The sequence below is a fragment of the Nocardia sp. NPDC051833 genome (genome assembly GCF_040681225.1).
GTDB lineage: Bacteria > Actinomycetota > Actinomycetes > Mycobacteriales > Mycobacteriaceae > Nocardia.
The window spans coordinates 623,690-645,145 of sequence record NZ_JBFAYK010000003.1 but is presented as its reverse complement, the minus strand read 5'-3'; the positions used below and the strand labels follow the sequence as shown (position 1 = coordinate 645,145).

Here is a 21,456-nt window from a genome sequence, read left to right as displayed (position 1 = left end):
TGAGCCTCCTGGTCTCACGTGACGGAACTAGCGGGACTTCAGTGCTGCCTGGTAATCGATGACCGTGGCGCCCGGATGCGCGGCGGCGTACTGCTGCGCGTCGGCGCGAATCGCGAACGGCAGCAACCGATCGTCAGGTCCGGCGCCGGGATCGCTGACCCAGGTCGCGGTCGCGGCGAACAGCCTGGTCCCGGTGCCGTGGTCGGGGACGTAGGCGGCGCGTACGGTGCCGCCCGTGGTCGCGATCTGCCGCAGCAGACAGGTCGGGGTCCGGGCGACCGACGTCGTCGCCGGACCGGCGAACCAGGCTTCCGAGGCGGTCGCGAGTCCGTCGACCACTCCCCCGCACACGCTGTCGGTGCCGGTCAGTGGTGACGGCGCGGCCACCGAGTCCCGTGCGGTCTCGTAACCGGCGCCGTAGACCGCCCGCACGTACCGGTCGTCGACGAACTCGCCGAGGTTCAGGTCGGACAGCGCGCCCAGACTCTTCAGGAACGGCAGCAGGGTGCCGAGCGCGTCGACCTGCCGTGACTTGATCGTCGGATCGAAACTCACCAGGCCGTTCGGGCCGTTGTAGAGATAGACGACTTCGGCGGGCAGACCGGTGATCTCGGCAACCCGCTGCGCGGCCTCGAGCGGCTGCTGGTTGAGGTAGTCGGTGGTCTTGCGCTGGGCGGTGAGGAACGCGGTGACCACGTCGGGGTGCTGGGTTCCGAACCGCTCGTTGGCCACAACCGCGTGGAAGGTCGGGATGCCCGCGCTGCCGCCGTCGTAGAGCAGCCGGGCCTTGCCGTCGTGCACGAGTTTCTGTGGCCACGGCACGAATTGGGCCAGCGCGGCGACCTGATCGCCCTGTAGCGCCGAGGCGCCGACGGCGGGATCCTGGCCGAGCAGCTTCACGTTGTCGAGGGTCATCCCCGCCGCCGACAGCCCGGTCGCCAGCATGCCGTGCGCGGCCGAACCGACACTGGTCGACACGATCTGCCCGCGCAGATCGGCCAGGGTGGCCGCGGGCGACTCGAGCGGGACGACGATCTGGTTGAGCGAACCGCGCAGGTTGTAGCCGGTGACCGCGATCAGTTCCGACTTCACATCCGCGTGATCACGGGTCTTGGAGCCGTTCACCAGGATCGGCGCGTCGCCCATCGAGCCGATGTCGACCTGTCCGGCCAGCATCTGCGCGGTCAGCGGCGGACCTGCGGCGAAGTCCTTCCACTCCACCCGGTAGGTCAGGCCGGTGGTCTTGCCCAGTGCCGCGAGTTCGGCCTCGAAGGTGCCGCGGTCGCGGAGCAGGGTGCCCGCGGTGACGGTGTTGATGGTCTTGGACTGGTAGCCGATGTTCACGGTGACGGTCTTGCCGTCGTCACCGGCGCCGCAGCCGGTGGCCAGGGTGGCGACCGCGGCGGCGCCGAGCAGCAGCGCGGTCAGGCGTAAGCAGGCAGAGCTCATGGGGTCGATCCGTTCTTCTTCTAGCGCAACAGGAACGGGATGTTGACGGTGACGGCGCCGACCGGGCAGCGCGCGGCGCACGGCCCGCAGTACCAGCACTCGTCGACGTGCATGTAGGCCTTGCCCGATTCCGGGTGGATGGCGAGGGAATCGAGCGGGCACATGTCGACGCACAGCGTGCAGCCGTCGATACAGGTGGCCTCGTCGACCGAGACGGGGACATCGAGACGGGCATTGACCAGGGCCATCAGAGTTCCTTTCCAGAGTTGGCGATACCGATGCGGGCGAAGGCGCGGACGTCGGCGTCCGGGTCGTCGAGTGCCCGCTGCAACGCCGTGGTGATGTCACGGCGTTCGGCGATCCGTTCGGCCAGTGCGCGCACCGCCGCCTTACGGACGTCGAGGTTGGGGTCGGAGACGGCCGACAGCAGTGGCGCCGCCGCGAGCTCGGGATCGGCCGCGGCCAGCGCGACCGCCGCGGCCTGCCGGACCTGCCAGGCCGGATCCGTCATCGCCGCGGTGGCGACGGCGGCGGCCTGGTCGTCGCACCCGGTGCCGGCCAGGCTCGCCAGCGCGGCGGCCCGGACCAGCGGTTCCGGGTCGCCGGCCAGCGTCAGCAGCGTGACGGCGCCGCGTGGATCACCCACGGCGGCAAGGCCTTTCGCGACTCCGATGCGGACGTTCTGGTCCTCGTCGACCGCCGCGATGGCCAGTCCATCGATGGCGTCGACCGAGGTGAGTCCGCCGACGACGGTGCGCCGGACCGCCACATTCGGGTCGGCCAGCCAGCCGAGGAGTTCCCCGGCGGTCACCCGGCGGTGCCGCCACAGCGCCTCGATCGCGGCCGAGCGCACCGCCGGTTCCGGCGCGGTGACGCAATCCCGCAGCGCCGCGTCGAATTCCGATCCGGGGACCAGCACTTCGAGCAGTTCGGTGAGCAGTCCGATCGCGGTGTGGCGCACGTCGACGTCGCCATCGGCGAGGGCGCCCGCGATGATCGGCGCCGCAGCGGCCCAGTCCTCGGTGGTCTCGCTGAGCACCGACAGGGCGGTGCGCCGGACCTCGGGGTCGGGGTCGGTGAGATACGGCGTGAGCTCGTCGAGTTCCGGGCACTCGTCGGCCAGGTCGAGCAGGGTCAGCAGGCGCGCGCTCATCGGGCACCCCACGCGCCGACGAGATCGGGCGCGGCGACATCGGCGACGCCGTCGGGCCGGACGAAACCGGGAACCGGCACGATGTACGGGGCGACCGGGCGGGTGCGGAACTCCATCGACCCGCTCGCGCCGCGATAGAGATTGAGGTGGCAGAACCATTCCGCGTCGTCGCGGGCGGGCCAGTCGGCGCGCTGATGGTAGAGCCCCCACCGGCTTTCGGTCCGGCGCAGGGAGGCCCGGGCCGCCATCTCGGCGCAGTCGCGGATGAAGCTCACCTCGGCACAGCGCATCAGTTCGTGCGGCGTCTGCCCACCCATGGCGGCGATCTCGGCGTGCATCCGCTCGAAGGCGGCGATACCGAGCGCGAGGTAGGACTGCGCTTTCGGCGGTTGCAGGTAGTCGTTGACGAAGCGGCGCAGCTTGTACTCCACCTGCGGCTGCGGCGGGCCGTCGGGATTGCCCAGCGGGCGGTAGATGAGGTCGTGGGCGGCCTCGATCTGGTCGGCGGGCAGTTCCGGATGCGTCGCGCCGCGGGCGAAGGCGCTCGCGTGCTCGCCGGCGATGTCGCCGTAGACGAAGGCGCCGATCATGTAGTTGTGCGGCACCAGCGCCATGTCACCGGCGGCGTACAGGCCGGGGACGGTCGTCGCGGCGTGCTCGTCGACCCAGACTCCCGACGCCGAATGCCCACTGCACAAACCGATCTCGGAGATGTGCATCTCGATGTCGCCGGTGCGGTAGTCGGTGCCGCGCCCCTCGTGGAAGGTGCCGCGGGTGGGGCGCTCGGTGGTGTGCAGGATGCCTTCGATCTCGCGGATCGTGGCGTCGGGCAGATGGCTCAGTTTGAGGTAGATCGGCCCGCGCGCGCTGTCGAGTTCGCGTTTGACCTCGGCCATCATCTGCCCGGACCAGTAGTCGCAGTCGACGAACCGATTGCCCTCGGAGTTGACCTGGTAGCCGCCGAACGGGTTCGCGACGTAGGCGCACGCCGGACCGTTGTAGTCCTTGATCAGCGGATTGATCTGGAAGCACTCGATCCCCGAAAGCTCCGCGCCTGCGTGGTAGGCCATCGCGTAGCCGTCCCCGGCGTTGGTGGGGTTCTCGTAGGTGCCGTAGAGGTAGCCCGAGGCGGGCAGCCCGAGGCGGCCGCACGCGCCCGCGGCGAGGATCACCGCGCCCGCCGAGATGGTGACGAATTCCCCGGTGCGCGTGTCGAATCCGACGGCGCCGACCGCGCGCCCGTCGACGGTGAGCACCCGTACCGGCATCACCCGGTTGGAGATCGTCACCTTGGCGCGCACGTCGCGGGCCCGCAGGGTGCGGTAGAGCACCTTCTTCACGTCGCGGCCCTCGGGCATCGGCAGCACGTACGAGCCGGATCGGTGCACCTTGCGCACCGCGTATTCGCCGTGTTCGTCCTTCTCGAACTTGACGCCGTATCCCTCGAGGCGCTGCACCATCTCGAAACCGCGCGTGGCCGTCTCGTAGACGGTGCGCTGGTTGACGATGCCGTCGTTGGCGACGGTGATGTCGGCGACGTAGTCCTCGGGGCTGGCCTTGCCGGGCACCACGGCGTTGTTCACGCCGTCCATGCCCATGGCGAGCGCGCCGGAGTGCCGCACGTGCGCCTTCTCCAGCAGCAGCACGTTCGCGCCGTGCCGGGCCGCGGTGAGCGCGGCCATCGTTCCCGCGGTGCCGCCGCCGACGATCAGAACGTCGCAGACGAGCTCGCGCCGGTCGGTGAGCGGTGGGATCTGCATGAGGATCAACCCCTTTCGTGGGAATCGCGGGTGACGGTGCGTCGCGGGGTCACCGGGACGCGGTCCAGCCGCCCGGACAGGGAGAACCGGTCACCGCGATAGCGGATGTATTCGAGATCGACGGGCCTGCCGGAATCGGTGGAGGTGAGCCGCTCAAGGAACAGCAGCGGGGAGCCCGCCCGGACCTGCAGCAGCCCGGCGACCGTCGGATCGGCGGCGACCGCCTCGATCGCGACCGCGGCCGAGCCCAGCGGTAACCCGAGTTCGGCTTCGAGCAGGCCGAACACGTCACAGCCGGTGAGGTCCTTGTCGAGCAGCGGGATGCCGACGTCGGCGGTCAGATAGCTGGCGTCCAGCGACAGCGGGGCGCCGTCGAGGTAGCGCACCCGTTCCAGCGCGACGACCGGGTCGCCCGCCTCCAGTTCGAGCCGCTCGGCGACCAGCGGCGTGGCGGGCACGACCTCGGCGAGCAGGACCCGGTTCACCACCCGGTCGCTGCGGGTCTCGAAGGTCTCGGCCAGGCCGCGCAGGCGGTCCAGGCCCTGCACCGCCTTCTCGGCGACGACGAACGTGCCGGCGCCCGGCACCCGGTCGATCAGGCCTTCGTCGCGGAGCAGGGTGAGCGCGTCGCGGACGATATTGCGGCTGGTGGCGAAGTCGGCGGCGAGCTGGGCCTCGGCGGGCAGCGGCCGGGTGCCGTAGACGCCGCTGCGGATGCGGGCGCGCAGGACGTCACGGATGCGACGGGCCGGTGCGCTGCGGCGGCCCGCGCCCGGATCGGGGGGCCGGGGCCGGGCCGAGGAAAAGGGAGTGGCTGTCATGCGGCACATGCTCCGAACGCCGCGTTACGGCGGACGTTTCGGGCAATTACCGGACAGTTACGCCAGTTAGCGCTGCGGCTCCACGCCCTCTACCTGCGGCGATGCACCCTCGTTCGGGAGTCCCACCACCGGCGAGCGGGCGATCTCGAGTTGCGCGGCCCGGTCGACGAGCAGTTCGCCGGGCCCCGAGGGCGGGGTGGTGCGGCGCCAGATGGCCCGGAATTTGCGGGTCAGCCGGGCGGCGTCGGCGCACGGCACCGCCACCAGCGCGCCGGTCGCCAGATCCGGCGCGGCGATCAGGCGGCTCAGGACGGCGGGGGCCATGCCGGTGCGGGCCGCCGCCACGATGGCGGCGGCCGAGCCGAGTTCGGCGGCCGGGCCCGCGGGCGTCGCGGCGGTGCTGAGCAGGTCCCAGACGGTGTCACGGGTGCCCGAGCCGGGTTCGCGCCACAGCAGGGCGGTACCGGCGAGTTCGGCGAGCGCGACCGGGGTGGTCCGGCGCGCCCAGGGATGGTCGGGCGCGACCACGACGACCAGGTCGTCGGTGCCGAGCACGCGGCTGCCGAGCCCGGCGGGCGGATGCGGGCCCTCGACGAAGCCCAGATCGGCGACGCCGTCGCGCACGAGCGCGGCGACCTGGGTCGAGTTCTCCACCTCCAGCGAGATCAGCACCTCGGGATGGTCGGTGCGCAGCGCGGCCAGCCAGTGCGGAATACGGTGGTCGGCAATCGTTTTCGAGGCCGCGATGCGCAACCGTGGCGCGGCCGCGGCGCGCAGCCGGTCGACGTCGTCGACGAGATCGCGCACGGCGGAGAGCACGATCCGCGCGTGCTCGACCACGGCGTGTCCCGCGTCGGTCAGCGCGGAGCCGGTGGGTCCGCGGTCGAGCAGCTTGACCCGCATCCGTCGTTCCAGGGCGCGGATCCGCATGCTCGCGGCGGGCTGGCTGATGCCGTGGCGGCGGGCGGCCGCGCCCAGACTGCCCAGCTCGGCCACCGACACGAGGAGGTCGAGGACCTCCAGGTCGGGGGTTCCGGGTGGCAGGGTCATGCGCCGATTATGGGCGACGCGCGCGGGCGCGCCGCATCAGGCACTCTCGTCGTCGTGTTCGGCCCGGTATCGGCCGCGCAGATTCCGGATCACCCCGTAGAGCGCGACCACCGGTTTCAGCGGCATCCATTCACCGAAGCGGTACTCCCCGCTCCGCACCAGCCGCACGGCCAGTTCCGGGCTCTGCTCCCAGAGATAGTCGCGCCCGGTCGCGGCGTGCGTGGGCAGGGAGACGATCTTGATCCGGTCGGCGTCCTTCAGGAACGGAATCGCGAAAGCGATGTTCTCCCAGGTGGATCGGCTCGACTCCTCGAGCACGAGGTCGCCGTGATAGCCCCGATCCCCCGTGGCGTAGTCGGCCATCAGCGCCGCCTCGGAGACCGGTCCCGCGCACGCGCCGCCACACAGGACCAGCCGGGATTCGGTGGCCGACGGGTCGATCGAGCGCAGGCCCGCGCGCACCCGCCACCGGTTCATCGCGTTGGCCCGCGGACCCGCGTCCCGATAGCCGAGCACAACGACCGCCTCGGCCCCGGGGCCCGCCGAGCCGACGCGCCGACGGGAGGCGTGCCAGTTCGCCCACTCGCCCCACAGCATCACTGCGATTGCGGCGGTCAGCGCGAGCCGGGTTCGTGTCCGCACTCTTCCAGGAAACCACACCCACCCATAAGTCAGTCTTATGGGCACCCAGGAAACCGGCCTCTACCTGGAAGTCTGCGGCGCGGCGAAGGTGAAGGAGTGAACCGAGTACGCACCTTCGCTCCCGGCCTGGCCCTCGCCGCGCTCCTGGCCACCGTGGCCATGCCGTTCGGCAAGGCCCTGCCGATGATCGGCGCGCCCGTGCTGGCGCTGGCCGCGGGCGCCGTCGCCGGAATGGTGCTGCGTCGCCGGGACGCGACGGGTGCGACGTTCGGTCCCGGCCTCGACGTCGCCCGGCAGCGGTTGCTGGGTGCGGCGATCGTGCTGCTCGGGCTCGGCCTGCCGCTGGGCTCGGTGATGAGCGTGGGCAAGGAGACCGCCGTCGTCCTGCTCGGCACGCTGCTCGTCGGCGCGGTGGCGGCGTTCTTCGTCGGCCGGATGCTGGCGGTCGACCGGGAGTCGGCGACGCTGGTGGCGGTGGGCACCACGATCTGCGGCGCGTCCGCGATCGCCGCCGCCACCGCGGTCCTGCGGCCGGACAAGCAGCGCGTCGCCTACGCGCTCGGCACCATCTTCGTCTTCAATGTCGCCGCGGTCCTGGTGTATCCGCCGCTCGGCCGGGCGCTCGGGCTCTCGCAGGAGGCGTTCGGGCTGTGGGTGGGCACCGCGATCAACGACACCTCCTCGGTGCTGGCAGCCGGTGTCATCTTCGGCGCCGGTGCCGCGCATTTCGCGGTGATCGTGAAGCTGGTGCGCAGCCTGGCGATCGTCCCGCTGTGTATCGGCCTGCATGTCGGCCGCCGTCGTCTCGCCGCGGAGACCGGTGCCCCCGCGGGCTCGCTGCGTCAGGTGTTCCCGCTGTTCGTCGTGTTGTTCCTGGCCGCGTCGATCATCGCCGGGCTGGGCATCCTGCCCGGCGCGGTCACCGCCCCGCTGGCCACCACCAGCGGCTGGCTCATCGCCGCGGTCCTGGCCGCCATCGGCACCTCGTTGAGTGTCGAGCGGCTGCGCAGCGCGGGGGTGCGGCCGCTGGTCCTCGGCGGCGCGCTCGGCCTGATCCTCGGTATCGCCAGCCTCGGCCTGATGTACCTCACCGGCTGGTGCTGACCGGTCTCTCGTGGGGCGGGCCAGGGCCGCCCCACGAGATCGTCGGCTAGGTGGTCGCGTTCACCGCGTTGAGCACCGCCGCCAGGGACGCCGCGAGCACCGAGGTGCCGCGCCCGAAGGCCCAGCCGGTGCGCCCTTCCGCCCGGTACTCCAGGTAGCTGACGGCGCCACTGTCCACGTCGTCGTCCACGGAATGCTGGGTCAGGCCCAGGATCTCGATCGAATGGCCGACGGCGGCGAGTGCCTCGACGACCGCGTCGACCGGTCCGATGCCGTGCCGCACCGAGCGCACCTCGCGACCGTCGACGGCGAGCACGATCTCGGTGCTCGCGTCGGTGATCTGCCACCGCGCCAGCACGATCCGCGGATCGGCGACCGTGTAGGCCTGCTCGAACAACGTGAACAGGTCCTTCGCGGTGACTTCGGCGCCGGTACCGTCGGTGTGCCGCTGCACCCGCCGGGCCAGGTCGATCTGCAGACGACGGGGCAGGTCCAAGCCGTACCCGGTCTGCAGCAGGTAGGCGATGCCACCCTTGCCGGACTGCGAGTTCACCCGGATCACCGCGTCGTAGGAGCGACCGATATCGGCGGGGTCGATCGGCAGATACGGCACCTGCCACGGTGATTCGCGCTCGGCGAGCCCGGCCGACGCCGCCGTCGCGCGATGATGCGCCAGCCCCTTGCGGATCGCGTCCTGATGGGTGCCGGAGAAGGCGGTGTGCACGAGATCGCCGACATAGGGATGCCGCTCGTGCACGGGCAGCCGGGTGCAGTACTCGACCGTGCGACGGATCTCGTCGATGTCGGAGAAGTCGATCATCGGGTCGACGCCCTGGGCGTGCAGGTTGAGTGCCAGGGTCGCGATGTCGACATTGCCGGTGCGCTCGCCGTTGCCGAAGACGCAGCCCTCCACCCGCTGCGCACCGGCCAGCACGGCCAGTTCGGCGCAGGCGATGCCGGTGCCCCGGTCGTTGTGCGGGTGCACCGACAGGATCACCCCGGCGCGCCGGGCCAGGTTCCGGTGCATGTACTCGATCTGGTCGGCGTAGACGTTCGGCGTCGCGACCTCCACCGTCGCGGGCAGATTCAGCGTCACCGGCCGCTGCGGGCAGGCCTGCCACAGCTCACTCACCGCGTCGCAGATCTCCAGCGCGAAGTCCGGTTCGGTCAGGTTGAAGACCTCCGGCGAGAACTGGAAGCGCACATTCGGCAGGTCGCCCGCCGTGTCGAGCACATCGCGTGCCCCGGCCAGGATCAGCTCCCGCAGCTGCTCGCGAGACCTGCCGAGCACCACCTCCCGCCAGACCGGCGCGGTGGCCGTGTACAGGTGGATCACCACCTCGTTGATGAGGCCACGCACCGACTCGACGGTCCGCTCGATCAGATCGCGCCGGGCCGGGGTGAACACGACGACCGTCACGTCCGGCGGCGCGATCGGGGTGCGCGCCAGCAGGCGGACGAAATCGAAGTCGGTCTGCGAGGCGGACGGATAGCCGACCTCGATCTCCTTGTACCCCATGGCGATCAGCAGTTCGAAGAACCGGCGTTTGCGGTCGGGGTCCATCGGTTCGGCCAGCGCCTGATTGCCGTCGCGCAGGTCGACGGGCACCCACAGCGGGGCGGTGGTGATCCGGGCATTCGGCCACTCCCGGTGTCCGGCGGGTACTTCCACGCGCCGATGGACATCGCGATAGCGGTGCGATGGCATGGCCGAGTGCCGCTGCCGATTCCAGGCGGGTGCGCCAGCGCCGACCGCGCCGCTCGGAGTGGTCAGGGTGGGAAAAGGGGTCATGACGGTGCTGCTTTCTGGCCGAACGGCCACGAGACGACGGCGACCGGCCACGACAGAGCCCCACGGCGGGGCGGCCGGTCGGTCAGGCCCCGCCGTGGCGGCGGAGGAGCAGCGCGGTGTGCGTCATGATGGGTACACTTCTACCACAACTCCTCAGACAAGTAGAGAGGTTCTCCGGTGGTTGCACAGGTCAGGCGTCAGCCGCTGGCCGCTCAGGCGGCCGAACTCCTGCTCGCGCGGATCCGCGCCGGCGAGTGGCCGCTGGGCCACCGATTACCGGGCGAGACGCTGCTCGCCGCCCAGCTCGGCGTGGGCCGGTCGACGCTGCGGGAGGCGATCCGGGAGCTGGCGGGCAAGGGCGTGCTCGACAGCAGGCAGGGCGCGGGCGTGTTCGTCACCGCGCTCGATGTCAGCGAGGACTGGGACGTCGTGCTGCGCGGGGCGACCATCGCGGCGGTGATCGAGGCCCGCATCGCGATCGAGGCCGAGGCGGCGGCACTGGCGGCACAGCGCCGCACACCGGCCGACCTGCGCGCCATCCGCCGCGCGCTGGCCGGGCGCCGCGCCGACGGCCAGACCGTGGCCGAGCACGTCGACGCCGATATGGCCTTCCATCGCGCGGTGATCGTCGCCGCCCACAACGACGTGCTGACCCAGCTGTTCGACAGCTTCCTGCCGCGCCTGCGCCTGGCCATGATCGACATGCTGGATCTGCGCCCGGTCGCCTCCGAGCAGGCCGACCACACCGCGCACGAACAGCTCACCCAGGCCGTCGCCGACCGGAACCCCACGGCGGCGGCCGCGTTCAGCCGCACCCACCTGTCCGCCCTGAAGGAGGCCTTCGCATGACCGGCGCGCCCGTGATCGAACTCGACGAGGTGACCTTCCGGCGGGAGGGCAAGAAGATCATCAACGGCATCTCGCTGACCGTGCGGGCCGGGGAGCACTGGGCGCTGCTCGGCCCCAACGGCGCGGGCAAGAGCACCCTGCTGGGCTTCTGCGGCGCGGTCACCTTCCCCACCACCGGCGCGGTGCGGGTGCTCGGCGAGCAGTTCGGCCGGGTGGAGCTGGCCCGGCTGCGCCGCTCCATCGGCCACGTCAATCCGCGCCATCCGCTGCGCTACGCGCTCACCGTTCGCGAGGTCGTGCTGACCGGCATCACGGGCACGATCGACACGCCGATGCGCTGGTCCCCCACCGCCGACGACCTGGCCCGCGCCGACGCGATCATCGACACCCTCGGCCTGACCGGGAGGGCCGCCGACATCTGGCCGACCCTGTCGCAGGGCGAGCGCGGCCGGACTCTGATCGCCCGCGCCCTGATCAGCGGCCCCCGCGTGCTGCTGCTCGACGAGCCGTCCACCGGCCTGGACCTGGCCGCCCGCGAACAACTCCTCACCACCATCGACTCCCTCGACCGCACCCACCCCGAGGTCGCCTCGGTGCTGGTCACCCACCATCTCGAGGAGCTGCCCAGCAGCACCACCCACGCCCTGCTCATCGCCGACGGCCGCACCGTCGCCACCGGCCCGGCCGCCGAGGTCATCACCACCGACCATGTCTCCACCGCCTTCGCCCACCCCATCGAGGTGCGCTACGACGACGGCCGCTGGAGCGCCCGCGCCCGCTGACGCCCCGCCCGGCGGCTACGATCGCGGGACATCGCATGTCGGGAATCGACAGGAGGATGTCATGAGGATCGGGTACCGGATCGTCGCCGCCGCGGGCGCCACCGTGGCACTGCTCGCGGCAGGCGCGGGCATCGCGGCCGCCGAGGAAGCCACACCACCGAAAGATCCCCTGGTCGGGTTCATCGAGTCGTGGCCACCTGCGCCTGCGGGGTGTGACCGGATCTGGGACCCGATCGAGGACGCCGTCGAGGATTCCGTCCCGGCCTACGCCCAGCCCGCGTTCGACGCCTTCGACGACTGGTGCGAGGGCGACGCGGACTAATCCGGGTCGGGGTCGGCCGCCAGGAGTTCGTCGGCCCTGGCCAGCGCTCGGTCGAGGTCGTCGGTGACGGCGTCCAGGACCGAGATGCCGTCGAGCATCTCGGACAGTTCGGCGCGCAGGGCGTCGAGTTCGGCGATCGCTGGATCGACGGTGGTCCAGGCGACGGTGTCGCGCCACCAGCGGTCCTGCTGGACCCAGGACCAGACGACATCGCGCACGAGCAGGGCGTCGGTGGTGAACAGCTGGCGGCGGTCGCCGCCGTCGGTGTGCTCGAGCTCGTAGGTGCCGTCGTCGAGGAACCTGGCCTGGATCCGCTCGGTGGCGGTGCGGGTCAGCAGCAGGAACGGGTGGTCGGGGGCGGGGTCGGTGGCCGCGGTGCCGGGATCGGCCGGGTCGACGGCCCGTGGCGCGCCGGAACCGTCGCCGAGGTGGACCACGACCGCCGGCGATTCGTCACGCTGCGCACCCATCCGGTCAGTGTGCCGGATCGAGGGCGGACGGGACCAGGGGTCTCGGTGAATCGGTGCCGGGCGACGGTAATCGGACTGCGCGGCGCGGCGGCGGGCGGTACCGTCGGCCCGATGACGTGGACAGCGCCCGAAGTCATCCCGACCCGCACGCTGGTCGGGGTAGCGGAACGCCCGATGTTGCAGTCCTGGTTGGACTTCCATCGCCAGAGCCTGCTGAACAAATGCGGCGGCCTCGACCGCGATCAACTCGCCACCCGGTCGGTCCCCCCGTCCACGCTCTCGCTGCTCGGGCTGGTCCGCCACCTCACCGAGGTCGAGCGCGGCTGGTTCCGGGTCTCGGCCGCCGGGGAGCCCGTCGACCCGGTCTACGGGTCCGAGACGGAACCGGACGCCGACTTCGACGACCTCACCTCGGTGCCCGCCGAGGAGGCGTTCGCGCTCTTCCACGCCGAGGTCGCCGCCTGCGACGCGGCGGTGGCCGACCTGCCGCTCGACCACGTCTTCCATGTCCCGTGGCGGTCCGACGGCTACAGCCTGCGCTGGGTGTACCTGCACATGATCGAGGAGTACGCCCGGCACAACGGCCACGCCGACCTGCTGCGGGAGCGGATCGACGGCGTCACCGGCAGTTTCTGACCCGGCTCAGGCGGTCCCGGTGATCACCTCGGTGGTCAGCTGATCGAGATCGTCGATCACCACGGCGGCCAGCGCCAGCGCGTCGGGCACCGGCGGAAACTCCGGACGGGGGTCGGCGATCACCCGCATGCCCGCCGCGTGCGCGGAGCGCAGGCCGTTGGTCGAATCCTCCACGGCGGTACAGCTGTCCGGCTCGACGCCCAGGCGCTGGGCGATGGTGAGGTAGACGTCGGGCGCGGGCTTGCCGCGCCCGACCTCCTCGGTCGACAGGATCGCGGAGAAGTACTCGAGCAGCCCGGACTTCGCCAGCACCAGGTCGATCAGGGAGCGCGGCGACGAACTGGCCAGCCCGAGTTTCCACTGGCTCGCGCAGCGTTGCACCGCCTCGACAGCGCCCGGCAGCAACGGCACGTGGTGGGCGTACTTGTCGGCCATCAGATCGATGATCTTCGTCGAGAGGTCGTCGAGCGGCATGGCGACGCCGAGGTCGTCGCTCATGTACGCGGCCCATTCCTGGGTGCTCATGCCCATCATCTTGCGCTGCGAATCCGGTTGCCACCGGCCACCTTTGAGGTCGACGTAGTCGTGCCGGACCTGTTCCCAGAGGGGCTCGGAATCGATCAGCACGCCGTCCATGTCGAACACAACCGCCGCGATACCCATGCGCTCAGCCTTTCGCCGTTCATCCGCCGGGCACCCCGCGGGCGCGCCGACTCTCGATACGTACAGACCTGCTCGGTGATCGCCGACCAGCCTAATAGAGGAGCGCCTGCGGCGGTGAGCCGTGTCACGAGCGCGTACACAAGTGGGACACCGGACGCGAACATCCAGCTCCGCAGCGATAACGTGTTGCATATGGACGATACACAGGTCGGCAACTCGCTGCCGGACGCAGAGCACCACGAGGGCGGGTTCCGGCCGGTCGCCGAGCTGATCCAGCAGCGCAGGCAGGCGATGCAGGACCAGACCATCGGTGGCCCGCACTACGGCGAACTGATCGAACAGGTGCGCGAGCTGATGGACCGGGCGCGCCTGCTCAACCCGTCCGACGAGCTGGCCAAGGAGACCATCGCGACGCTCGAGCAGCTCAACGCGCGCCTGGACGCCGCGGTCGTGGACGAGTGGTCGGCGCCGAGCTGGACCCGCACCGACCTGCCCTCGCGCGGCAACATCACGCTGCCGCCGTACACGGTGTCCAGCGCCGACGTCGACGGTGTCACCGCCGAGCTGACCTTCCGCACCTTCCACCTGGGCGGCAACAACGCCGCGCACGGCGGCCAGATCGGCGTCGCGTTCGACGACATCCTCGGCATGACCGCCGCGGTGCACACCAAGGCCGTCACCCGGACCGCGTCGCTGACGATCGACTACCGCTCGATCACCCCGCTCAACAAGAAGCTCACGGTCCGCGCGTGGGTGGAGCGGACCGACGGCCGCAAGGTGTACCTGCGGGCCACGATGCACGACGGCGAGCGCCTGTGCGCCGAGGCGAACGGGCTGTTCATCCTCCTCAAGCCCGGTCAGCCCTGATCGGTCCCGGCCGCCGGGCGACATTGCGATCGACGTGATCCGAATGTCGCCCGCACCGGCCGGGGTGGCGCAATACCGCCGCCGACGCCGATCGCCGCAGGTCCCGGCGACGGTCACCCGGCGCAGAAACATCCCCTGAATCCGGGCCCGATTCGCGTCGGGCTCGGGGCCGCATAACGGCCGCTATCGTCGCTGTTCATGCAGGTCAGCGAGAAAACGGCAGCCGCCGATCCCACTCCGATCCGAGGCCAGCGCGCCGATCGGGCGCGCCGGGTGGCCGATATCCTGCGCCACCAGATCCTGGCCGGCGCGGTCCAGGGCGCGTTGCCCGGCGAGCAGGAGCTCGCCGCCGAGCACGACACCTCCCGTAACACCGTCCGCGAGGCGCTGGCGCTGCTGCGCGACGAGGGCCTCATCGATCGCGCGCCCAAGGTCGGCACCCGCGTCGCCGCCCGCAAGTACGACCACGGCCTCGACGCCCTGCTCGGCCTGCAGGAGACGCTCAAGGAACACGGCACCGTCCGCAACGAGGTGCGCGCGGCCACCCACATCACCGCGCCCCCGGCCGTCGCGCGCAGGCTCGGCCTGGCCCCCGGCGACCGCGTCGTCTACATCGAGCGACTGCGTTTCCTCGCCGACCTGCCGCTGAGCCTGGATCTCACCTACCTCGCGCCCGATGTCGGCGACGCCGTGCTGGCCAACGATCTCGAGACCACGGACGTGTTCGTCCTGCTCGAGCAGGTCACCGGGCAGTCCCTCGGCGCTGCCGAACTCGCCCTCGAAGCGGTGGCGGCCGATCCGCACACCGCCACGACCCTCGACACTCCGGCGGGTGCTCCGCTGCTGATGCTGGAGCGCCTCACCCACCTCGACGACGGCAGGCCCGTCGATCTCGAATACATCCGCATGCGCGGTGACCGCATCACCATGCGCGGCAGCCTCACCCGCAGCGCACCCGAATGGAAGGTCCTCTAGATGGCGCTCGTCCCCCAGCGTGCCGACGTCCCCGTGACGATCGACGAATCGCTGTGCATCACCGGCTGCACCCTGTGCGTCGACATGTGTCCGCTCGATTCCCTTGCCATCCACGAGGATTCGGGCAAGGCCTACATGCACGTCGACGAGTGCTGGTACTGCGGGCCGTGCGCCGCCCGCTGCCCCACCGGCGCCGTCACCGTCAACATGCCCTATCTGCTCCGCTGAACCCGGGAAATCCACGCATGAAGCTCACTCGTCTCGTCCCCGCCGTGCTCGCCCTCGCGCTCACCGCGGCGGGCTGCTCGCTCGACAGCACCGACGCCGCGCCGGCGGGCACCGTCAAGGTCGTCATCGGCTACCAGTCCAAGACCATCAACACCGTCACCGCGGGCACCCTGCTCAAGGCGCAGGGTTACCTGGAGCAGCGGCTGCAGCGGATCACCGACGCCGGCGGCGCGAAGTACCAGGTGGAGTGGCAGGACTACGACACCGGCGCGCCGATCACCGCGCAGATGGTGGCTGAGAAGATCGATATCGGCTCGATGGGCGATTACCCGTTGCTCATCAACGGTTCCCGCACCCAGGCCAACGAGCGCGCCCGCACCGAGCTGGTGTCGATCACCGGCTACAACCCCAAGGGCGCGCTGAACATGGTGGTGGTGCCCAATGATTCGCCCGCGCGCTCGCTCACCGATCTGGCGGGCCAGAAGATCTCGGCCAGTGTCGGTTCGGCGGGCCACGGCACGCTCGTGCAGGCGCTGAGCCGGGCGGGCATCGACCCGGCCGAGGGCGTGGAGGTGCTCAACCAGCAGCCGCAGGTCGGCGCGACCGCGCTGGAATCGCATCAGGTGAGCGCACTCTCGCAGTTCGTGGCCTGGCCGGGTCTGCTGGTGCAGCAGAACAAGGCCAAGCTGCTCTACGACGGCGCCGAGCTGAACGTGCCGACCTTCCACGGCGTGGTCGCCCGCCGCGCCTACGCCGCCGACCATCCCGAAGTGCTGCAGGCGTTCCTGGCCGCGCAGCTGGACGCGACCGCGTTCCTCAACGAGAAGCCGTTCGAGGCAGCCGATCTCGTCGCCAAGGGCTCCGGCCTGCCGCAGGAGGTCGTCTACCTCTACAACGGCCCCGGCGGCACCAGCTTCGATACCACCCTCAAAGCGAACCTGATCGCCGCGTTCAAAGACGATGTGACCTACCTGAAGTCGATCGGCGACTTCGCCGACCTCGACATCGACGCGTTCGTGCAGGACGGCCCGCTGCGCCAGGCCTTCGCCGAGACCGGGCGCGGCGACTACGACACCGCGCTGGCCGCGCGGGTGAACCCCAGCAAGGTCACCGGAACCGATCCGATCTGCGCGGTGCCCGTGACCGATCCGGCGCTGGCGGGCGAGATCTGGGTCGACGGCGCCGACAAGCCGCAGCCCGCCGCGAACCCGGCCTGCCTGCTGCGGGCGGTCCAGGCCGCCAAGGCGCAGGGCAAGACGATCCGCGCGGTCTACCTCCCCGACGCAGAGCTGGGCACCCGCTGGTTCGCCGACAAGGCGATCTGGCTGCGCGACGCCGACCGCTACCTGCCGTTCACCACGCAGGCCGCCGCCGACCGCTACCGCGCCGCCCATCCCGCCGCCACGCCGATCGCCTACGACCAGGCCGTGACGGAAGTCCGCGGATGAGTACGGTTTCCGGTCCGCGCACCGCGGCCGCCGTGGACGACACCGGCGCGGCGGCCCGGCACCCCGACGCCGTCGACAGCGACACCGGCCGGTCGGTGTGGATCTCGCGGTCGATCCGGGTCGCCTCGGTGCTGGCCGCGGTCGGGCTGTGGCAGCTGCTCACCGCGGGCGATGTGCGCGCGGGCCTGCGCTTCGACACACTGCCGACGGTGACCGAGATCGTCGCCGAGTTCGGCGAGCATCTGGGCACCGGGCAGTACTACCTCGATGTGGCGCAGTCGCTGATCCGGATCGTGACCGGGTTCGGCCTGGCCGCGATCGTCGGTGTGCTGGCGGGCATCGGCCTGGGCCGGTCCCGGCTGCTGGCCGACGTGTTCGGTCCGCTGGCCGAGCTGGTCCGCCCGATCCCGGCGATCGCGCTGGTGCCGGTGGCGATCCTGCTGTTCCCCAGCGACGAGTCCGGCATCGTGTTCATCACCTTCACCGCGTCGCTGTTCCCGGTGCTGGTGAGCACCCGGCACGCCACCAGGGCGCTGCCGACCATCTGGGAGGACGCGATCCGCACGCTCGGCGCGTCCCGGCGCGAGGTGCTGACCAGGGTGGTCGTCCCCGGCATCCTGCCCGGGGTGTTCAGCGGGCTCTCGGTGGGCATGGGCGTGGCCTGGATCTGCCTCATCTCCGCCGAGATGATCTCCGGGCGGCTCGGCATCGGCTACCGCACCTGGCAGTCCTACACCATCGTCGACTACCCCGCCGTGTTCGTCGGCATGATTACCATCGGCGTGCTCGGCTTCCTCACCTCCGGAATCGTCGAACTGGCAGGCCGCCGGGTCACCCGCTGGCTGCCGAGAGAGGTCGCGTCATGACCACGACCACCGCCGCGCCCGCCGTCTCGGTCGGCATGCGGCTGCGCCTGGAATCGGTACGGATCAGCTACGGCGCCAAGACCGTCGTGCGCGGCGTCGACCTCGACATCGCGCCCGGCGAGATCCTGGTCCTGGTGGGCAAATCCGGCTGCGGCAAGTCGACGCTGCTGCGCGCGCTCGCCGGGCTGCGCCGCCCGAGCGGCGGGATCATCCGGGCCGACGAGGACACCGTGACCGGTCCGTCGGCCGATCGCGCGCTGGTGTTCCAGGACGACGCGCTGCTGCCGTGGCGCACCGCGCGCGCCAATGTCGAGCTGGCCCTGCGGCTTCGCGGTGTACCGCGCGGCGAGCGGGCGCGGACCTCGCAGCGCTGGCTCGACGAGGTCGGGCTGACCGGCTACGCCGACTATCTGCCGCGCGATCTGTCCGGTGGCATGCGCCAGCGGGTGCAGCTGGCCCGCAGCCTGGCCGGGTCGCCGCGCGCGGTCCTGATGGACGAGCCGTTCGGCGCGCTCGACAGCCAGACCCGCGCGGAGATGCAGCGCCTGCTCGTCGACACCTGGCGCGCACATCCCACCACCATCGTTTTCGTCACCCACGACCTCGACGAAGCGCTGCTGCTCGGCGATCGGATCGCCGTCCTCGGCGACGGTGCGCTGCGCGCGCTCGTGGAGGTGCCCGACCCGCGTGAGCCGGTGGACCGGCAGGCGCTACGGGACCGAATCCTGGAGTCACTGTGAACATTCCCGACCTGTCCGACCGCGTCCGCCTCGACTGCGACGTCCTGGTCATCGGCGGCGGCACCGCGGGCACCATGGCCGCCCTCACCGCCGCGGAGTCCGGGGCGACCGTGCTGCTGCTGGAGAAGGCGCACGTGCGGCACTCCGGCGCGCTCGCCATGGGCATGGACGGCGTGAACAACGCCGTCATCCCCGGCAAGGCCGAGCCGGAGGACTACGTCGCCGAGATCACCCGCGCCAACGACGGCATCGTCGACCAGCGCACCGTGTATCAGACCGCGACCCGGGGCTTCGCGATGGTGCAGCGGCTCGAACGCTACGGCGTGAAGTTCGAGAAGGACGAGTACGGCGAGTACGCGGTGCGCCGGGTGCACCGGTCGGGGTCCTACGTGCTGCCGATGCCCGAGGGCAAGGACGTGAAGAAGGCGCTGTATCGCGTCCTGCGCCAGCGCACGATGCGCGAGAAGATCCGCATCGAGAACCGGCTGATGCCCGTGCGGGTGCTCACCGAGAACGGGCGGGCGGTGGGCGCGGCCGCGTTGAACACGCGCACCGGTGAGTTCGTCGCGGTCGGCGCGAAAGCGGTGATCCTGGCGACCGGTCCGTGCGGCCGCCTCGGGCTGCCCGCCTCGGGCTACCTCTACGGCACCTACGAGAACCCCACCAACGCCGGCGACGGCTACGCGATGGCCTACCACGCGGGCGCCGAGCTCTCGGGGATCGAATGCTTCCAGATCAACCCGCTCATCAAGGACTACAACGGACCCGCCTGCGCCTACGTCGCGAACCCGTTCGGCGGCTACCAGGTCAATGCCGAGGGTGAGCGGTTCGTCGACTCCGACTACTGGTCGGGGCAGATGATGGCCGAGGTGAAGCAGGAGATCGAGTCCGCGCGCGGGCCCATCTACCTGAAGGTCTCGCACCTGCCGGACGAGACGCTGTCCACGCTCGAGTCGATCCTGCACACCACCGAGCGGCCCACCCGCGGCACCTTCCACGCCAATCGCGGCCACGACTACCGCACCCACGACATCGAGATGCACATCTCCGAGATCGGTTTGTGCGGTGGGCATTCCGCGTCCGGTGTCTGGGTGGACGAGAACGCGCGCACCACGGTCCCCGGCCTGTACGCGGCGGGCGATCTGGCCTGCGTGCCGCACAACTACATGATCGGCGCGTTCGTCTACGGCGATCTGGCCGGCGCGCACGCGGCCTCGACACTGACCGAGGTCGCGGCCCCCGCCGAGCTGCCCGAGGACCAGCTGGCCGACGCGCACGAGCTCATCTACCGGCCGCTGCGCCAGCCGGAGGGCCCGCCGCAGCCGCAGGTCGAGTACAAGCTGCGGCGATTCGTGAACGACTATGTGGCGCCGCCGAAGACCGCGGCCAAGCTGTCGATCGCGGTCGAGACCTTCGAGCGAATGCGCGGGGAGGTCGAGGGCATCGGGGCGCGCACCCCGCACGAGCTGATGCGGGCCGCGGAGGTCTCGTTCATCCGCGACTGCGCGGAGATGGCGGCGCGGAGTTCGCTGACCCGCACCGAATCCCGGTGGGGGCTCTATCACGACCGGGCCGATCTGCCCGAGCGCGATGACGAGTCGTGGAACTTTCATCTGAACCTGCGCAAGACCGCGACGGGCGAGATGGAGTTCGTGAAGCGTTCGGTCGCACCGTATCTGGTTCCGGTTCCCGGACTCGACGATGTGCCGTCGGCCGAACCGATCGTCGAGGTGATCGCCCAGCCCGCGCTCGTCGGGACACGGGCACCACAGGAGGCCCCGGTACGCGAACGACCGGTCGCGACCTCGCCGTCCTCCCCCCGGCTGGTGACCCTGCTCGCGCTGGATTCCCCTGGCGTCGACGAGGTGTCGAGCTACCTGACCGATCCCGATCCCGTCGTCCGGGTGGCGGCGCTGTCGGTGCTCACCGAGAACACGCCCGACGGGTTCGCCACCGAGCTGGTGCGCGCGCTCGGCGACGACGCGGCCTCGGTGCGCCGGGCCGCGACCGAGAGCCTGCGCGAACTGGTGGAGGTGCTCCCGGGCGCGGGTGCGCTGGCCGAGCACCTGGGCTCGCCCGATCCGCTGGTCCGGGCGACCGTGGTCGACCTGCTGCGGGCGTTGCGGGCCGGATCGGCGGCGGACTACCGTGCGGCGCTGGGTGATACCGATCATCGGGTGCGGATCGAGGCGGTGCGGGCGCTGGTCTCGCTCGACGACGCCGCGGCGGTGGCCTCCATCGCCGGTGACACCAACCGTGAGGTGCGCATCGCCGTCGCCCAGGGGCTGGCGTCGATCGGGGCGGGCGGGGTCGAGGTCATCCGGGTACTCGGCGCCGATCTCGATCCGCTGGTGCGGGCCGCCGCGCTGACGGCCTACGCCGCGCTGGGTCCCGGCGCCGACGATGTCACGGGACTGGCTGCCGCACTGCGGCATTCGGCCTGGCAGGTCCGGGTAGGTGCGGCCCGTGGCCTCGCCGGTGCCGCCCCCGAAGCGGCCGTGGCGCCCCTGGCAGACGCCCTCACCGACCGGCATCTCGACGTCCGCAAGGCCGCGGTCCTCGCCCTGGCGACCTGGCCGACCGACACCGCCGCCGTGAACGCGCTCGAGACCGCGATCGCCGACCCGGACGCCGATGTCCGCGCCTACGCCCGGCGTGCCGTCGTCGCGGCGGGCCGCACCCCGGGCGACCCGGCCCAGGCCGCCGTGCTCACCGAAGCGCACGCGTGACCGGCGCCGCATCGGGACCGTGCCGTAGCGCCGCAGCGACACGGTCCGGGCGACGGCGCACAACCCAGTTCAGGCGCCGGATCGACCACGGCGGCCGGACGGCGCGCGAT

At 71.2% G+C, this 21,456-nt stretch carries 20 protein-coding genes and 1 pseudogene; 12 read left to right on the top strand and 9 right to left on the bottom strand.

Annotation, left to right across the window (positions count from 1 at the left end; translation table 11 throughout):
- Positions 1–27 precede the first annotated feature (27 nt).
- The 6 genes and pseudogenes from AB0L91_RS27605 to AB0L91_RS27580 form a co-directional block, all read right to left on the bottom strand.
- Complete coding sequence (locus AB0L91_RS27605) at positions 28–1,449, bottom strand: ABC transporter substrate-binding protein (protein WP_365015012.1); 1,422 nt, start codon at positions 1,447–1,449, stop codon at positions 28–30.
- A gap of 20 nt (positions 1,450–1,469) precedes the next feature.
- Positions 1,470–1,697, bottom strand: coding sequence for a ferredoxin family protein (locus tag AB0L91_RS27600; RefSeq protein WP_355282102.1), 228 nt, complete (start codon positions 1,695–1,697; stop codon positions 1,470–1,472).
- Positions 1,697–4,362, bottom strand: a pseudogene (locus AB0L91_RS27595) (fumarate reductase/succinate dehydrogenase flavoprotein subunit). Before AB0L91_RS27595 ends, AB0L91_RS27600 begins: the two are co-directional and overlap by 1 nt.
- 5 nt (positions 4,363–4,367) lie before the next feature.
- Positions 4,368–5,183: a GntR family transcriptional regulator gene (locus AB0L91_RS27590; RefSeq protein ID WP_365015009.1), complete on the bottom strand. Its 816-nt coding sequence runs from the start codon at positions 5,181–5,183 to the stop codon at positions 4,368–4,370.
- Positions 5,184–5,249: 66 nt separating this feature from the next.
- Positions 5,250–6,233, bottom strand: coding sequence for a LysR substrate-binding domain-containing protein (locus AB0L91_RS27585; protein ID WP_365015005.1), 984 nt, complete (start codon positions 6,231–6,233; stop codon positions 5,250–5,252).
- A gap of 36 nt (positions 6,234–6,269) precedes the next feature.
- Positions 6,270–6,875 carry a YdcF family protein gene (locus AB0L91_RS27580; RefSeq protein WP_365015002.1) on the bottom strand — a complete coding sequence of 202 codons (606 nt, stop codon included), beginning with the start codon at positions 6,873–6,875 and terminating at the stop codon, positions 6,270–6,272.
- 96 nt (positions 6,876–6,971) lie between these two features.
- Here AB0L91_RS27580 and AB0L91_RS27575 point away from each other — a divergent pair, with 96 nt between their 5' ends.
- On the top strand, positions 6,972–7,979 hold the full coding sequence (locus AB0L91_RS27575) for a putative sulfate exporter family transporter (protein ID WP_365014999.1): 1,008 nt from the start codon (positions 6,972–6,974) through the stop codon (positions 7,977–7,979).
- A 46-nt stretch (positions 7,980–8,025) separates the two neighbouring features.
- Here AB0L91_RS27575 and AB0L91_RS27570 read toward each other — a convergent pair whose 3' ends face one another.
- Complete coding sequence (locus AB0L91_RS27570) at positions 8,026–9,771, bottom strand: 2-isopropylmalate synthase (RefSeq protein ID WP_365014996.1); 1,746 nt, start codon at positions 9,769–9,771, stop codon at positions 8,026–8,028.
- Positions 9,772–9,948: 177 nt separating this feature from the next.
- On the opposite strand from AB0L91_RS27570, the gene AB0L91_RS27565 reads away from it, so the two are divergent.
- The 3 genes from AB0L91_RS27565 (at position 9,949) to AB0L91_RS27555 (ending at position 11,724) form a co-directional block, all read left to right on the top strand.
- Positions 9,949–10,620, top strand: a complete 672-nt coding sequence (locus tag AB0L91_RS27565) for an FCD domain-containing protein (protein WP_365014993.1) — start codon at positions 9,949–9,951, stop codon at positions 10,618–10,620.
- Positions 10,617–11,402 (top strand): ATP-binding cassette domain-containing protein, encoded by a 786-nt coding sequence (locus AB0L91_RS27560; protein WP_365014991.1) that lies wholly within the window; start codon positions 10,617–10,619, stop codon positions 11,400–11,402. The genes AB0L91_RS27565 and AB0L91_RS27560 overlap by 4 nt, the downstream gene beginning before the upstream one ends.
- Positions 11,403–11,463: 61 nt before the next feature.
- Positions 11,464–11,724 (top strand): hypothetical protein, encoded by a 261-nt coding sequence (locus AB0L91_RS27555; RefSeq protein ID WP_365014989.1) that lies wholly within the window; start codon positions 11,464–11,466, stop codon positions 11,722–11,724.
- Here the strand turns inward: AB0L91_RS27555 and AB0L91_RS27550 are convergent.
- The gene (locus AB0L91_RS27550; protein ID WP_355282081.1) at positions 11,721–12,194 is read right to left on the bottom strand and encodes a hypothetical protein; all 474 of its coding nucleotides are present in this window, start codon (positions 12,192–12,194) and stop codon (positions 11,721–11,723) included. The two genes, AB0L91_RS27555 and AB0L91_RS27550, sit on opposite strands and share 4 nt — an antisense overlap.
- Positions 12,195–12,305: 111 nt before the next feature.
- Between AB0L91_RS27550 and AB0L91_RS27545 the strand changes: the two genes are divergently transcribed.
- Positions 12,306–12,830, top strand: coding sequence for a DinB family protein (locus AB0L91_RS27545; RefSeq protein WP_365014986.1), 525 nt, complete (start codon positions 12,306–12,308; stop codon positions 12,828–12,830).
- A gap of 6 nt (positions 12,831–12,836) precedes the next feature.
- On the opposite strand, the gene AB0L91_RS27540 is transcribed toward AB0L91_RS27545, so the two are convergent.
- The gene (locus AB0L91_RS27540; RefSeq protein WP_365014983.1) at positions 12,837–13,493 is read right to left on the bottom strand and encodes an HAD family phosphatase; all 657 of its coding nucleotides are present in this window, start codon (positions 13,491–13,493) and stop codon (positions 12,837–12,839) included.
- Between the two features lie 192 nt (positions 13,494–13,685).
- Here AB0L91_RS27540 and AB0L91_RS27535 point away from each other — a divergent pair, with 192 nt between their 5' ends.
- From AB0L91_RS27535 to AB0L91_RS27505, 7 genes are all read left to right on the top strand, one after another.
- On the top strand, positions 13,686–14,360 hold the full coding sequence (locus tag AB0L91_RS27535) for a PaaI family thioesterase (RefSeq protein ID WP_355282074.1): 675 nt from the start codon (positions 13,686–13,688) through the stop codon (positions 14,358–14,360).
- A gap of 198 nt (positions 14,361–14,558) precedes the next feature.
- Entirely contained in the window at positions 14,559–15,335 is a 777-nt protein-coding gene (locus AB0L91_RS27530) for a GntR family transcriptional regulator (protein WP_365014979.1), read from the top strand.
- A complete protein-coding gene (locus tag AB0L91_RS27525; RefSeq protein ID WP_019046727.1) occupies positions 15,336–15,563 on the top strand; it encodes a ferredoxin family protein in 228 nt (75 codons plus the stop codon).
- 17 nt (positions 15,564–15,580) lie between these two features.
- Positions 15,581–17,011, top strand: coding sequence for an ABC transporter substrate-binding protein (locus AB0L91_RS27520; protein ID WP_365014976.1), 1,431 nt, complete (start codon positions 15,581–15,583; stop codon positions 17,009–17,011).
- Positions 17,008–17,877 carry an ABC transporter permease gene (locus AB0L91_RS27515; RefSeq protein ID WP_365014973.1) on the top strand — a complete coding sequence of 290 codons (870 nt, stop codon included), beginning with the start codon at positions 17,008–17,010 and terminating at the stop codon, positions 17,875–17,877. Before AB0L91_RS27520 ends, AB0L91_RS27515 begins: the two co-directional genes overlap by 4 nt.
- Positions 17,874–18,617 carry an ABC transporter ATP-binding protein gene (locus tag AB0L91_RS27510; protein WP_365014970.1) on the top strand — a complete coding sequence of 248 codons (744 nt, stop codon included), beginning with the start codon at positions 17,874–17,876 and terminating at the stop codon, positions 18,615–18,617. Before AB0L91_RS27515 ends, AB0L91_RS27510 begins: the two co-directional genes overlap by 4 nt.
- Positions 18,614–21,346 (top strand): fumarate reductase/succinate dehydrogenase flavoprotein subunit, encoded by a 2,733-nt coding sequence (locus AB0L91_RS27505; protein ID WP_365014968.1) that lies wholly within the window; start codon positions 18,614–18,616, stop codon positions 21,344–21,346. The genes AB0L91_RS27510 and AB0L91_RS27505 overlap by 4 nt, the downstream gene beginning before the upstream one ends.
- Positions 21,347–21,456 lie beyond the last annotated feature (110 nt).